This window comes from Pseudomonas tolaasii NCPPB 2192 (assembly GCF_002813445.1).
Classification (GTDB): Bacteria; Pseudomonadota; Gammaproteobacteria; order Pseudomonadales; family Pseudomonadaceae; genus Aquipseudomonas; species Aquipseudomonas tolaasii.
On record NZ_PHHD01000001.1, the window covers coordinates 6412892 to 6428194 of the forward strand.

Genomic DNA, 15303 nt, shown 5'->3' on the forward strand with positions numbered 1-15303 from the left:
ATGCGCAGGCTCCGGCCGCCGAGGGTTGATGATAAATGAACGCAGAAAAGTCGCCACACCGCAGAACAGATCTATTCAACCTGCCCCTGCAGCGTCTGATCCAGTTCGGCAAGTACGTCCTGTAAACGCTGACGTATGCCCGACAAATGCGACATCGCCCGGGTGAGCTTTTCGGCCTTCAGCCCTGCCTCGTGTTTCTGGCCTTGCAGTTGTGCATCTCGCTGCTCCAGTTCATGCAGCTTTTCATCAAACTCGCTTTGACTGTGTTGCAACCGGTTCTGCCATTGCTCAAGCGCTTGCTCTCGCTCGGCAAGCGCGCGCTTTTGCTGTGTCAGCTCTTGAGCCACCTTGGCAAGGCTGGCAAGCGTGCTATCAACCTCCGGCAATGAGCCATTCTCGATTGGCGCGGGCAGTTGTTGCGGCTCAGGCTCATGTCGTTGCTCAGGCACGGCCGGGGGTTCACTTGTACCGACCTCTTGCAGTTCATGAACGACCGCCGCCGGGTTCAACGTCGGCACATCGGCAGCCTCTTGCCGGGGTTGCGCGACAGGTTGGGATGGGTTTGCAGGTCTGACGGGAACAGCCATCTGTGAGGAAAAGCGAATGGACGGCACAATCAACGATGCACTTTCGATCGCAGGCGATGCCGGCGCCGTCATACCCAGCGTGATCACCTTCATCACCAAGGCCTTCTTGATGATCATCGAGTGATGATCCTCCGGCCTTGCGGGCGGCAGTTTGCAGCCTTTCAGATCGATAAAATGAAACGGGATCGACATATCCGCGGCAGTGTCGGCCTTGGCGCCGGACGCAGCGGCCATCGTCAAAATTTGCTTGAAGACCTGCATGGCACCTTGCAGGTCTTCCTTGGACTCAACCCCCCCTAAAAAATAACGGTCGTTTTTTTTACGCAAAGCCGCAATGTAAACCCTGGAGTTACCGGGCTCGGTTTCTTCGTCCAGGCTGTAAACAAGAAAATTGGAGGCGGACTGGGCCACTGCAAAACCACAGAGCAGCGCGCCGTTGACCGGCGCATCCTGACCACTGCGTTCAAGAACAAGGGTACGTAGAAGCATCATTGCAATCAGGCCTCATGACAAAAAAAGAACCTTACATAAAACACCGAATGAACATCCGGCCTTTACACGCTTCGAGACGGGTCAATTGTTTCAGCAAGTAATCCGATTAGGCGTAGGACTTTTCTTATACAACCGTCGCCGCGTTCCAAAATGCAGTCATTAAACGTAACCTTTTAAAGCTCCACCGCTCACTGCGTTTATTACTTCACCTACCCTGCCAAACATTCCTGGTATAAAAATGCTCGAAATAAGCGATTTAACCAAGCGGTTGGGAAAGAGAGAACTCATCTCCAATATTTCGTTTTTAGCACAACGCCAGGAATGTATAGGTCTTCTCGGAGAACAGGGTGCGGGAAAAACCACGCTGCTCAATTTGATATCCGGCTCCGTTAAACCTTCGTCCGGTGTTATCAACGTTCAAGGCATTGATATCCAAAGCCACCCTCTTAAAGCAAAACAGCAACTCGGCTATCAACTTAAAGAGGCGCTCGGGCATCAGGGCATGTCCGTCAAAGGCGTCCTTGACTTCGTTGCCGCTATTCGTGGTCTCCGTGGCGCCGATAAACGCAGGCGGATGGATCAAGTCACTGCACGCTTGGAGTTGCAACCGGTATTGGATGCTCCCGTCGAAGTACTTACGACGGGACTGCAGCGCAGAGTTGCCATTGCTCAAGCCATCTTGCATACACCTGCCGTGCTTTTGCTGGACGACCCCGCCGATGGGCTGGAGCCGGATCAGTGGATCAAGCTCAAAGCACTGATTCAGTCTCTGACCGACGAAATGACCGTCATCGTTGCTTCCCGCCAGTGCAATGAATTATCGGGCCTGTGCACACGCGCACTGGTTATCGCCAATGGCCGTTTGATCTCTGACGCTCCCATGTCTGAACTGCAGCGCCACTCCCGACATTTCCAGGCCGTGACCCTGGCTGCACAAACGCCGCTGGACTTACTGGCGCTCGCGGTATTACCCGGTGTTGCAGGCATCGAAGAGAACAAACATGCGCCGGGCACCGTGACAGTACTGGCTACACCTGGACACTCAATCTTCCCATCCATAAGCGCACTGATCGCCAGCCGAGGTTGGGACTTAACCACTTTGAATCTGGAGCCGGGTCGCGTGAACGAAGTGGTGCACCACCTGAGCCGGGAGCTGTCCCTTTGAAGCAATTGCCCGCCCTCTTCAAGCACCAACTCATTCGCTATGCCAGCGCGCCAAACACCTATGTGAGTGTCGCCATATTCCTGGTGCTGAGCACGGCGTCCGGGTTATACACGGGCCAATGGCAGGAACAAAGCAGTAGTGATCTTGGGGCATTTTTTCAATTTCATCCCTGGCTCTATCTATTGCTGGCTCCCGCCTTGGCGCTGCAAGTGCGGTCGAACGAGCAAAAGCCCGGCAGGCGAGACTTTATGGACACGTTGCCGATAACTGTCACGGAGCGAGTCCTCGGAACGTTTCTGGCTGCCTGGAGTGTGTGTGCAATTGCTTTATCCCTGATGTTTCCGGTCATCATTGCCGCCAACTATTTGGGTACGGCAGACAATGGCGTCATTGCTTCGCAACTGCTCGGCAGTTGGTTGCTGGCAGGAAGCTATCTATCCGTTGGTTTTTTTATGGGCGCCATTACCCATCAACGGGTTGTTGCCTTTGTACTGACATTTATTTTACTGATGAGCACCGGCGGACTGTTTTACATACTAAACGCACTTGAACACCAGGCGCCTATCTGGTTGATAGACAGTTTTATCGCACTCGACCCACTTTCACGCTTCGGCGCTATTGATCATGGAAAGCTGACGCTTCGTGACAGTTTATATTTCATCAGCATGATCATCGCGTTCCTCTCTGCAACGACCGTCACACTCAACTGCAAAGCCGGTTGAGAAGGAAAGCAAACTATGCGTTCCGCTCTGCTCGCGGGCATGACACTCGTGGTCATATTCTTGTTGTTCCTGGCATTCAATCTGGTTTGGGTAAACACTATTCCCGATATTCGGTGGGATTTTTCCAAACAAAAGGTACACACGTTGTCAGCCCCCGCGCGTCAATCTCTTGCAACACTGGATCATCCGGTGGACTTGTATTACTTCAACTCACGCGCCGACTCCCGGAAAACCAGGGCGATGAAACGCTATGGCACGCGCGTGGAGGACCTGCTGAAGGAGTATGAAAAAGCGGCAAAAGGCATGATCAACCTTCATGTAATTGATCCTGCTCCCTACTCAGAAGACGCCTATAAAGCCAGCGTGTTTGGCCTTGATGACCAGCATGGCTTTCTCGGCCTTATCGGCACCCGCGCGGGCCAGGTCGCGCAACGTATCCAGGCATTCGACCCCAAGGATGAAGCGCTGCTGGACTATCAAATCAGTCATCTGATTTACAAATTGATGCACCCTGAGCCGCCAACGGTGGGTGTGTTATCCGGGCCGACGCTCAATGAGTCGGCAAGCGACGTATTGGAGCAGATGCATCAGCACTTCAATGTGATCGAACTGTCATCAAACATCGAAGAAATACCGACCGCGATTGAAACACTCATGGTGGTGGACCCGCGCGCGATGCCCATTCAAACCCTGTATGCGATCGAACAGCACGTATTGAAGGGCGCCAAGCTGATGATTTTTATCGACCCGATAAGCGAGATGTCGTCAAACCCAGCCCCGGCAGACTCACGAGTCGAGGGCCTACTGACAGCCTGGGGTATACAGATGCCCGCAGACAAGTTGCTGGTCGACAGCCTCTTCGCCTCATCAGCCACTTTCAGCCAAGGGGAAGCCACTGTGTTGCATCCCGCCAGGCTGAATGTGCCTCGACAGGCGATGGCAGCAGACGATATCAGCACTTGGAAGCTGGACTCGGTGATTGTGTCGAGCAGCGGCGCACTCATGCGCGTCAAAAAGGGCCGTACGTCACTGACTCCCCTGCTGCGCAGCTCCGGGCATTCACAATTGTTGGAGGTCGGACTTTTGGCTTCAACAACCGGTTTTGACTCACTCACTGAGGAAACATCCGCACCGACACAACCACAGGTGATAGCCGCACGCGTTGAAGGCCCGGCCTACTCAGCGTTTCCCGACGGGGTCAATGGCCACCCGCCCGGCCTGCAGAAGGCCGCCCACATTCAGGTGGTCGTAGTGGCCGACACTGATCTGCTCGCGGATACGATCATCAACTCAGCACCCAACAGTAATGCGCAGTTTGTATTGAACACCCTGGATAATCTGACGGCGCCCGAGGGGCTAGCCGCCATCCGCCCCCGGACAATCACGCATCAAACACCACAGCCACTGAAACAAATGCGCGAAGCCGCCGAACAAGCCTATGCGCAATCCGCGGGCGAACGCGAACGACGGCTTGAACACACAGAGCAGGAGTGGCAACGGTTAAACCCGCAGGACAAGGGCGTCATTACGCATGCGGTGGACACTAATCTCCAGCTGCAGACGCTGAATAAAGAACGCCTGCGACTGCCCATGGAACTGCATGCACTCAAAGTCGAGGCTTACGCGCACGTCCATCGCACAGAACGTTATCTAAAGCTGCTGATGATTATTCCAGTGCCGCTGATGTTAGGCGCCTGTGCGTGGGTGCTGTTTCTAACCCAGTGTCGGCGCCGGCGCCGATTCGCCGCCGCTGCATTCCATTAACCGTCCCAGGCGAACTATCAACGACGGGCAATCAATCCTTGCCGGGCAATGCGTGTCAGTTGGCGAATCACCTCAGCGGCTTCGCCCGCACTGGGCGCCTGGATAACCGCGAGGTCAAAGCTGTTGTTGGCGAAGCGGGCCAATGAGTCACCGTCTTCGACAAACTGGATCAGAAATGCCGAAGGCCGCCCGGTGCGACGCGGCCAGCCATCGAGGTAGCGCAGCAAAGTCGGCTGGTGTTTGCCGCCCAGAAGGATTTTCGGATTGCGTTGAGTCAGGTCCGCAGTAATCGGGGCCAGGCGTATGAGGGGGCGTAGTGCATTCATCGTGTCGTGTCTCTGCCTCAAAAGTCTGCGGGCAGGTGAGAGGCAACACCGAACCAGCGCTTTAGCGGAATTTCGAAACCTGCATCGGGTGAGTGCATGTCTCTGTCGGGCTGCTTCGAGTCCCGGTGGCGCCCCGCAATTAGCTGTTTAAATCGGCGCATGGCAAGCATCCTAGAGAAGCCGGTGGGGCCGTGTCAAGAATTCGGAACAACGAAAAGGCCCGCACGAGGCGGGCCTTTTCAGGTGTTGCAAGAGGAATTTACGTGGCGATCAGTGCGTGATGGCACGGTCAACCGACAGTTTGCCAGCTCCTTCAAACAGCACCGCCAATGCGCCACCGAGCAAGGCCAGTGCAAACTCATAACCATTGTTGGCCATGAACAGACCGTTATGAATGTGCACCGAGAAAATGGCCACCAGCGACAGGAAAGCCAGACCCAACGCCGCAGGCCGTGCCAGCAAACCGATGACCAATGCCAGACCTGCGAAGAACTCGGTGCCGCCCGACAGCACTGCCATCAGGGTACCCGGCGCCAGGCCGATGCTTTCCATCCACTGCGCGGTGCCGGCCAGGCCGCCGCCGCCAAACCAGCCAAAGAGTTTTTGCGAACCGTGGGCGGCAAAGATGATGCCGACGAAGATACGCAAAACGGTCAGGCCGTAGCCGGCACGGGTGGACAGAACGCGGTTGATCAATGGGCTCATGGTGATAATCCTTTTCAAAGTAGGGGTGGGTTGGCCGCTATATTAATCAGACTATACAATGATAAAAGCACAAAAAATGCCTAATAAATATCGATAAATTCGATTATTTTCGTGAGGCGATTTTTGCCGTTGCCGGTTCCAGGGACTCCCGCTCCCGATCAAATGCCAAGTAATACTTGTTCACGCTATTAACATAGCTGACGCCGGCCATGCCCACTTGCTCCATGGCAATACGTTCGACCTGGAAGAACCACTGGTTGGGGTTCAGCCCTCGGCGACGTGCCTCCGCACGCATGCCCTGCACCCGCTCCGGCCCCATGTTGTAAGCCGCCAGCACAAAGGCCATGCGCTCGCGCTCGTTCAATTTGGGGCTGGCGAAAAATTTGCGACGGATCATCGCCAGATAGCGTGCGCCGGCCTGCACATTGCTGTCGAGATTCTCGATATTGTTGACCCCCACCCGTTGCGCCGCCGACGGTGTGATCTGCATCAGGCCGGTTGGCCCCCCACTGTTGCGTGCGCCGGGGTCCAGCGCAGACTCCTTGTAGGCCAGCGCGGCAAGATTCAGCCAGTCCATACCCTGCTCGCGTGCGTGCTTTTGCAGGACCGGGCGCAGTTTTTCCAGACGCTGGCGGTCGGCACGGGCCAATGGATTGCGTACCTGATACAGGCGTCGGTAAATACGCTGGAAGGCCACATCCTGATCAGAGGGTGTGTGATAGGTCTTGAGAAACCGGTCAATACTGGCGCGCAACATCGAAGCATCCTGGCGTACAAACCAGTACTCATCGCCGGGCTCGCTGATTGCCACCTGCCGGTCAAAACGCAGTTTGGGCAGGATTTTCGACCACCGCTCGGCAATCGGTTTTTCGACGATGGTCAGGTGAAAGATCCCGGCCTGAACCATTTCCAGCACATCTTCCACAGCCAGTGTCGGGTCGACCCACTCGACCTTCACCGGCGGCCTTTTATGCAGCGCCAGTTGTTGGTTGACCTGACTGATTGCATCGGCCGCCGCGCTGCCGGTGGTCAGCGCCAGTGTGCGCCCGGACAACTGCTCCAACTTGGTAAAACGCCGCTCCCCCTTCACCCCCACCAGCCACAACGGCACATCGCTGGCGATCGGGTCGCTGGTGCTGATCTTGTGTGCGGCCTTTACATCGAGCAATTCGCCGGGCGCCACCAAGTCGCCCTCGCCACGGGCCAGCGCGCCAAGCAACTGGTCCTTGGCCTTGGGGATAATCTTGAGGTTGATTTCTTCGCCGTCACGGGCGTGGCCGTTCAGGTATTGCTCGAAGGCACGCAGGCGATGGTATTCGACACCGATGGCCTGGCCCTGGACTTCACCGGAACTGTTGCGGCTTTGGTTGACCAACACGCGCAGGGTGCGGCTGGAACGGATTTGCGCCAGGTCGCGCACTTTACCGGGCTTGGTCACTTCCAGCGGCCCGTCCAGACGCGCAACCGCCGCAGTGGGCAGCAGCAGCGTCAGGCACAACATAAGCAACGCCGAGGGTCGGATCATCCGCTCTCCGGAAAGAATACTGGCCAGTGCCATCGTGAAAAACGAGACGCTGGGGGTCAGAAACAGAGCGCTTTATGCGCAGGCTTTGCGTGCAATGGCGGCAGGGTGGAAGGCTTTCAACAAACCACAATGTCGCTTGCGACGTTCAAAGACAGCTATAACTCGTTGTAGTTCTTCGTTTTTCTTATAAATCTACAGCTCTGATATGCTTTCCGGCCGCAGGCGGAGATAGCACCATGCAACTCATTGATATCGGCGTCAACCTGACCAACCCCAGTTTCGACGAGAGGCATCAGGCCGTTCTCGACCGCGCCTACGCCGCCGGCGTGCAACAGTTGGTGCTCACCGGCACCAGTGTGGGAGGCAGTGAACAGGCCCTGGAACTGTGCGAAAAACTCGACGAAAGTGGCCAGCGTCTGTTCAGCACCGCCGGCATCCACCCCCACTCCGCCAGCGACTGGAACGGCGACAGCGCTCGGCGCCTGCGCGGTTTGCTCAATGAACCGCGCGTGCGCGCCGTGGGTGAATGCGGTCTGGATTTCAACCGCGACTTTTCACCGCGCCCGCAACAGGAAAAAGTCCTCGAAGAGCACCTGGCCCTGGCCGTTGAGCTGAAGCTGCCGGTATTTCTGCACGAACGCGACGCCAATCAGCGCCTGCTGGAAATCCTCAAGGACTATCGCGACCACCTGACCGCCGCCGTGGTGCATTGCTTCACCGGTGAGCAACAGGCGCTGTTCAGCTACCTCGACCTCGACTTGCACATTGGCATCACCGGCTGGATCTGCGACGAGCGCCGTGGGACACACCTGCATCCGCTTGTAAGGGAAATTCCCCGTGGTCGTCTGATGCTGGAAAGCGATGCGCCCTACCTGTTGCCCCGTACCTTGCGCCCCAAGCCGAAAAACGGTCGCAACGAACCGGCCTATCTGCCGGAAGTACTGCGCGAAGTCGCCCTGCATCGCAACGAGACGGCCCAAGAGCTGGCCGAACACAGCACCGCCTGCGCCCGGGCATTTTTCGGGCTGCCTGCCGTGGATTGATGCGGCGCATTGACCCATGTCAAAACCGGCTTTCTGAGTAGCGGCACAATAATGGCACCTTGCCAATGCTGTTTCCGCTATCAGAGAAAACCTTCCATGGGTGCCTGGCTTAGCAATATCTCGCTGAAATACAAATTCTGGGCCGTCAACGCGGTCGCTTTCATCACCACACTGTTGCTGGTGCTGTACGCCGTGCAGCTCGAACAACAGGCACGCAACGATGCGGCCCAAGCCGCGGCACAGGCGCAGGCGCGTTTGCTCAATGCCTGGCCGGCCGACAAGCCATTGCCCAAAGGCGAGCATTGGCTGACATTTGAACGCGGCCAGATCCCACAGGTTGATAAGCAGGATCTGTCAGCCCTCAGCACAGCCAACGGCTGGGTTGAGCTCAATCACATGCCGTTGTTCGGCGAAAACCCGCTGATCGGTGCCGAGGTCATCACCCGCGCCGATGGGCAATACGTCGCCGTGCTGGCCTTTGGGCGCAGCTTGAGCCAGGTGTTTGGCGAACGCTTCGCCAACTATGCGGTGGCGGTATTGATTTTGATGTTGGCGATGCTCGGCGCCTCGCAGCTGCTGATCCGCTTCCTCCTCAGCCAGCTTAATACGCTCAAGGACGTGATGCTGCACGTCGAAAAAACCGGCGACCTGTCGGCGCGTGTGCCTCTGGCGTGCAAGGACGAAGTCGGTCAAATGGCCAGCGCCTTCAACGCCATGCAGGCCGGCTACCAGCGAGTGGTCAACACGGTGGCACGCACCGCGCGCCAACTGGATGAAGGTGCGGCGCGCCTGGCCAGCAGCATGAACGAAGTGCAGCACGGCATGCTCGGCCAACAAAGCGAGACCGACCAGGCCGCCACCGCCATCAATGAAATGACCGCCACCGTCTACCACATCGCCCAGCACGCCGGCGCCACCCGCGACCTGTCCCAAACCGCCGACACCCTCGCCGGCAGCGGCCAGGAAGTAGTAAGCCGCGTGCAACGCTCGATCGCCGGGCTGTCCACCGGCGTGCAACAAACCGCCGAAATGATCCAGAAACTTGCCGAAGACAGCCAGAAAATCAACGGCGTCGTGGGTGTGATCCACAGCATCGCCGAACAGACCAACCTGCTCGCCCTCAACGCCGCCATCGAGGCCGCACGTGCCGGCGAAATGGGTCGTGGTTTTGCCGTGGTCGCCGACGAAGTGCGCAATCTGGCCAAACGCGTGCAAAGCTCCACCGACGAAATCACCCGGATGGTCTCGGCGCTGCAAGCCGGCACTCGCGACGCGGTGGACTTCATGCAGGAAAGCTCATTCAAGGCCGACGACTGTGTGCAACAGGCCCAGGAAGCTGGTGCTGCCCTAGCCGACATCACCGGCGCCGTGGCGCAGATGCGCGAGAGCAACACCCAGATCGCTGTCGCCGCCGAACAGCAAAGCCACGTGGCCGAAGAAATGAATCGTGCGGTGGTGAGCATTCGCGATGTGACCGAAAACACCGTGCAACAGACTGTGGATTCGGCGACTACCAGCAATGAACTGGCGACCCTGGCTGGCGAGTTGAGCAAGGCAATTGGGCAACTGAAGCTGTAAGGCTTTTCAACCTGTAATCCTGCACCTACACACGCCCTTCCATTTGCCGAAGTTTTCAGCGAAACGCCCTACCCGTTTGCGCGAATAGCGCCGACTTCTTTTCCTTACGAACCTCTGCAAAGTCCTTCGCCTGATCACACAGTGCGAGGGATTGCAGATGGTTTTTTTCATGAGTGTCTTGGTCACGGCTCCTCCCCTCTGGAGGCGCGGCGAATGACCCATGCCCCCCACATCACCTTTATCGAACACGAACTCAATGGCTTCCATCAGAGCCTGGCGGTGTATCGCCAGCAGTTGGGCGCCTGGTATTCGCGTGCGCTGGATTCCGCCAGCCATGCCGCGGATCTGCCGTCGCTGCTGGGAATTGAGCGGGTGTTGCGGGTGGGCGACTCACAAACGTCGGTGAGTGCCACTGACCCGAACTTTGTGGGCACCGTGGTCATGTGCCCGCTGGGTGGCGAGTTGAAGATCGAGAGCACGTTCGAGTCGGTGTATGACGTGCCAATCGGCAGTATCCCGGTGGAAGTGATCGACCTGGACGACGGCAGTTCTACCCTCGTGATGCTGGACGAGCACGGCAAGGGCTCACACCACTGCGCGGCGGGCAAACGCTACCAGGTGCGGGTGCAGGGCGGCGTTTCCGAGCAACAGGTGGACGCGCTGTTTGCCTCCTACGCCGGGCTGACGGCGGACCTGGAACAGTGGCTGCGCGAGCAATGGAAAGACTTCAAACCCTATTGGCAGCAATCCACCGCCAGCGCGATCGGCAGTGGCGTTCTGGCGGGCAGTTGGGCGGCGATCAAGGAGGTATGGGACAGCATCAGGCTGGTGCAGGCAATTCTTGAAGACCCGCTGAAGTTTGGCGAGCAACTCGGCGATCAGGCCGCCAAGTTGGCGCAAATCGCCACAGACGCGCCCCAGGTCATGGAAAAGGCCATGTTGCTGGCCAGTGATGAGGCCGCGCTGTACCTGATGGTGCGCACGGCGATGCTCTGGCTCGACGCACTGCCCCCCGGCGAGATGGCCGAGGTCGGGGCCGGGTTTGTGGTGTCGCTGCTGATTGATCTGGTGATTGGCGCGGTGCTGACCCTCGCGCTGCCGGCGGCGGGCGTGGCCTATTTGGGTTTGCGCCTGGTCAAGCTTGGCGCGCGGATCCTGGAGGCCGCGGTGGGGTTTGTCCGCAACCTGCTCGGCATCCTGACGAAGTTCATGCAGGCGGTGGATCGCTACAAGGCGGTGGCGGTTCGCGGTGTGGTCGGCGGGTTGAAGCAGGGCACGATGCAGATGCGCTGGCGGGCTCGCCAGAACGCGGTGCTGAAGCAAAAAGAACACGTAGACGACGTGCCTGCCTCGGGCAAAAACCCCGCAGGCGACGCCGCTGCGCCGGCCGATAAAACCGTCACCCACGGCTGCCCGGTGTCGATGGTCACCGGCGAGGAATTGCTGACCCTGACCGATGGCACGCTGGACGGCATCTTGCCGTTTGAGTGGACGCGGTTGTACCGCACCAGTGCCGTGGACATCGATTGTGGCCTGGGGTTTGGCTGGAGCCATTCGCTGGCGCACCGGCTGGTGGTGGCCGGTGATTCGGTGGTGTGGACGGATCACGAAAACCGCATCACCGAGTTTCCGCTGCCCACGGTTTCCCGCCCTGCTATCACCAACAGCCTGGCTGAGGCGGCGATTTATCTGGGCTCGTCTCCCGATGAGCTGGTGCTGGCCCAGGACGCGCGGTTTTATCACTTTCGCGACGGCGCGCTGACGGCGATCAGCGATGCGTATGACAACCGCCTGCAGGTTTTACGGGGCTATTCGGGCCGGGTTGAGCGGCTGGACAACGGCATCGGGCGATCGCTGTTTCTGCGCTATAAACATGGCCGCATTGTGGCAGTGGAGTATCAGATTCAGCGCGCCGAGGGGCCGGGCGAGTTTGTCTGGAGGACAGAGCAAACCGTCGTTTCCTACGCCTATGACGACGCCGGACGACTGGTCTCAGCGACCAATGCTGCAGGCGAAAGCGAGGTTTACCGGTACGACGACCAGCACGTCATTCTTGAACGCCAACTGGCCGGTGGGGCGAGTTTCTTTTGGGCGTGGGAAAGGTCCGGCAAGGCGGCCCGATGTGTCCGGCATTGGGCCAGTTTTTCGCAGATGGACACGCGTTATGCCTGGGGTGATGACGGCCAGGTCACCGTCCACAACGCCGACGGCAGCACGGAAGTCTACGTGCATGACAGCCGCGCGCGGCTGGTGCAGCGTATCGATCCGGATGGCGCCGAGCATTTCAAATCCTACGACGACAAGGGCCGGCTGACGGTCGAGCAAGACCCGCTGGGCGCGGTGACGGCGTATCAATACGACGACGCCGGGCGCTTGGTGGCGTTGTTTCCCGGCGACGACGAGCCGACTTCCTACGAGCATGACAACGGTTTCGTACGGGTTGTGCGGCGTGGGGAGGCGGCGTGGAAGTACGAGCGTAATGATCAGGGCGATGTCACGCGCAAGATCGATCCTGATGGCAGCGTTACCGACTACAGCTACAACAAATACGGGCAGTTGACCGGCGTTTGGTACCCCGACCACAGCTGTCATCGGTTGGTGTGGAATGAGCGTGGGCAGTTGGTTGAGGAACAGCTGCCCAATGGTGGGGTCAGGCGGTATCGCTATGACGATTTGGGGCGGCAGGTTGGGCGGGAGGATGAATACGGCGCGCTGACGCAGTACCAGCTGGACAGTGTGGGTCGGTTGGTTCGTGTGGTTCTGCCGGGCGGCACGACGCGGGAATACAGCTACAACCCCTACGGAAAAATCACCGCTGAACGCGATGAGCTGGGGCACGTCACCCGCTACGAATACGGCGACGGCCTGCACCTGATCAGTCGTCGTATTAATTCCGACGGCACCCAGGTCAAGTATCGCTACGACAACACTCGGTTGCTGCTGACCGAGATTGAAAACGAAGTCGGCGAAACCTATCGCCTGAATTACCACCCCAACGGCCTGATCCAGCAGGAAACCGGCTTTGATGGCCAACGCACCGCGTACGTCTACGACCTCAACGGCAACCTGCAGGAAAAAACCGAACACGGCGACGATGGCAGTCAGCTGGTTACCCGCTACACGCGAGACCACGCCGGCCGCCTTGTCAGAAAAACCCTCCCCGATGGCAAAACCGTCGATTACACCTACGACCGCCAAGGCAACCTCCTCGGTGTCAACGACGGCCACTGGGCGCTGGCCTACGAGTACGACAGTCAAAACCGCCTCACCGCCGAACACCAGGGCTGGGGCACCCTGCGCTATGGCTACGACGCCTGCGGCCAACTGAAAAACCTGCGCCTGCCGGACAACAACCGGCTCACCTTCCACCACGGAAAAGGCGGCGACCTCAGCACCGTCGGCCTGAACGGCGCGCCCCTCACCTCCCACCTGTTCAAGGCAGGCCGCGAGCGCCAGCGCCAGCAAGGCCAACTCATCAGCCACTACGGGTACGACGAACAAAACCGCCTGCACGCCCACGCCGTCACCCAGCAACGGCATGATGTTTATGAGCGCCACTACCACTACGACAAAACCGGCAACCTCAGCCGCATCCTCGACACCCGCAAGGGCGAACGTCGTTACCAATACGACCCCCTCGCCCGCCTGACCCGCGTCGATCACACACAAGACGGACAGGAACGTTTCGGCCACGACCCGGCAGGCAACCTGCTGATGCAGGACCGCCCCGGCCCGGACATCGTGGCGGGCAATCGGCTGGCGATACAGGGGGATCATCATTACGACTATGACGCGTTCGGCAATCTGATCCGCGAACGGCGTGGCAAAGACCACAAACTCGTCACCGAATACCGCTACGACTGCCAACACCGGCTGATCGGCATCACCCGACCAGACGGCCAAACCGCCAGCTATCGCTACGACCCGTTCGGCCGACGCATCAGCAAAACCGTCGACGGCAAAACCACCGAGTTTTTCTGGCAAGGCGACAAACTCATCGCCGAACACCACGCCGATCGCCATCGCAGCTATATCTACGAACCCGACAGCTTCCGCCCGCTGGCCCTGCTCGACGGCTTCGGCCCAAAAGCCACCCAGCCTTTCTATTACCAGCTAGACCACCTCGGCACCCCGCAGGAACTCACCGCCCCCAACGGTGAAATCGTCTGGTCCGCCCACTACAAGGCCTACGGCAAAATCAGCCGGTTGGACGCAAGCAAAATCGACAACCCGCTACGCTTCCAGGGCCAATACTTCGACCCCAAAAGCGGCCTGCACTACAATCGCCATCGCTACTACAATCCGGATCTGGGCCGTTACCTGACACCGGATCCGGTGAAGCTGGCGGGTGGGATCAATGCGTACCAGTACGTGCCTAATCCTACGAGGTGGGTAGACCCACTGGGGCTAAATGCTAATTGCCCCGGCCTTGGAAATAAAAGCCCAACCTGCGCTAAGCACAAAGAACCTGCTGCACCTCAAATCTCACGTAAAGGCGCATTTAGAGAAGCAAAAAGAGATGCCAATATACCGATGTCTCAACAACCTGATGTACTGATAGATTCTGACTCCGGGCTAGGCAAACAATATGAGATAGTGAAAATGACGGATATTAATGGCCGGAAAACTCTAAATAGCTACGGAAAGCCTATCAATACGAGGCAATACCAATATACGAGAGCAGACGGTTCTATAGTTCTAATCCAAGATCATTCAGCTGGACATAAATTCGGAGCAAAAGACGGTCAAGGCGACCAAGGGGCTCATTTTAACCTGCGCCCTATTGACACACCGCGAACCGGAAAAATTCCAGGAACAAAAGACCACTATTTATTTAAGGAGAAAAAATGAAATACTGGAACGATATCGATGGAACTATATTTTTTAACCAATTGTTCAGCAAGCCAATTGAAATCGGCAGTGCCTACATACATTCGCTACATATAAAAAATGATCAAAATGATTTTGGCATCGGCTTTGACATCCCAGAATTCCCTGACCACCTGCCAGAAAAATGGAGAGATAAAGGATATAACACATGTAGAGTTGGGTTAACCTGTTCCGACATCACTGACTTAAAAATTATAAATCTTCCCCAAAAAGAAATTTTCATCTTAGAAATAAAACAAGAAGCTGACCAGTTCAGCTTCACTGCTCAATCGAAAAATGCAACTATTGAGTTAAAAGCTAGATGGCTATCCCTTTCCGGACCTTCAGTTTATATGAACTGCCCTGTGGCTGAAGAACACAACGGGCCAAACGACGGTCTATAAAAAAGCCATGACTTACTCACAACATAGTGCCTATAAGAGTTATAGCAAACGTCAATTCGCCCCCGCGCCACCCCCCACCTAAACTCCGCCCATAACGTTTCAACGGACAGAGGATTCACCACC

11 protein-coding genes are annotated in these 15303 nt (G+C 57.5%); 7 read left to right on the forward strand and 4 right to left on the reverse strand.

Annotation, left to right across the window (positions count from 1 at the left end):
- Positions 1-71: 71 nt before the first annotated feature.
- Complete coding sequence (locus ATI14_RS29260; protein ID WP_016972353.1) at positions 72-1079, reverse strand: hypothetical protein; 1008 nt, start codon at positions 1077-1079, stop codon at positions 72-74.
- Positions 1080-1317: 238 nt separating this feature from the next.
- On the opposite strand from ATI14_RS29260, the gene ATI14_RS29265 reads away from it, so the two are divergent.
- From ATI14_RS29265 to ATI14_RS29275, 3 genes are read left to right on the forward strand one after another with little or no spacing between them, the layout of a single operon-like run.
- Complete coding sequence (locus ATI14_RS29265) at positions 1318-2244, forward strand: ABC transporter ATP-binding protein (RefSeq protein WP_016972354.1); 927 nt, start codon at positions 1318-1320, stop codon at positions 2242-2244.
- A complete protein-coding gene (locus ATI14_RS29270; protein ID WP_080520654.1) occupies positions 2241-2966 on the forward strand; it encodes an ABC transporter permease in 726 nt (241 codons plus the stop codon). Before ATI14_RS29265 ends, ATI14_RS29270 begins: the two co-directional genes overlap by 4 nt.
- A 15-nt stretch (positions 2967-2981) precedes the next feature.
- Positions 2982-4730 (forward strand): Gldg family protein, encoded by a 1749-nt coding sequence (locus tag ATI14_RS29275; RefSeq protein WP_016972355.1) that lies wholly within the window; start codon positions 2982-2984, stop codon positions 4728-4730.
- Positions 4731-4747: 17 nt separating this feature from the next.
- Here ATI14_RS29275 and ATI14_RS29280 read toward each other — a convergent pair whose 3' ends face one another.
- The 3 genes from ATI14_RS29280 to ATI14_RS29290 all read right to left on the reverse strand — a co-directional run bounded on the left by ATI14_RS29280 (position 4748) and on the right by ATI14_RS29290 (position 7286).
- Entirely contained in the window at positions 4748-5056 is a 309-nt protein-coding gene (locus tag ATI14_RS29280; RefSeq protein WP_016972356.1) for a hypothetical protein, read from the reverse strand.
- A 270-nt stretch (positions 5057-5326) separates the two neighbouring features.
- Positions 5327-5761, reverse strand: a complete 435-nt coding sequence (locus ATI14_RS29285) for a DoxX family protein (protein ID WP_016972357.1) — start codon at positions 5759-5761, stop codon at positions 5327-5329.
- A 103-nt stretch (positions 5762-5864) separates the two neighbouring features.
- Positions 5865-7286, reverse strand: a complete 1422-nt coding sequence (locus tag ATI14_RS29290; protein ID WP_016972358.1) for an MltF family protein — start codon at positions 7284-7286, stop codon at positions 5865-5867.
- 236 nt (positions 7287-7522) lie between these two features.
- Here ATI14_RS29290 and ATI14_RS29295 point away from each other — a divergent pair, with 236 nt between their 5' ends.
- The 4 genes from ATI14_RS29295 (at position 7523) to ATI14_RS29310 (ending at position 15180) form a co-directional block, all read left to right on the forward strand.
- The gene (locus ATI14_RS29295; RefSeq protein WP_016972359.1) at positions 7523-8329 is read left to right on the forward strand and encodes a TatD family hydrolase; all 807 of its coding nucleotides are present in this window, start codon (positions 7523-7525) and stop codon (positions 8327-8329) included.
- 96 nt (positions 8330-8425) lie between these two features.
- Complete coding sequence (locus ATI14_RS29300) at positions 8426-9907, forward strand: methyl-accepting chemotaxis protein (RefSeq protein ID WP_080520653.1); 1482 nt, start codon at positions 8426-8428, stop codon at positions 9905-9907.
- A 213-nt stretch (positions 9908-10120) separates the two neighbouring features.
- Complete coding sequence (locus ATI14_RS29305) at positions 10121-14758, forward strand: RHS repeat-associated core domain-containing protein (RefSeq protein WP_100831528.1); 4638 nt, start codon at positions 10121-10123, stop codon at positions 14756-14758.
- Entirely contained in the window at positions 14755-15180 is a 426-nt protein-coding gene (locus ATI14_RS29310) for an Imm50 family immunity protein (protein ID WP_016968887.1), read from the forward strand. Before ATI14_RS29305 ends, ATI14_RS29310 begins: the two co-directional genes overlap by 4 nt.
- The last annotated feature ends 123 nt before the right edge of the window (positions 15181-15303 follow it).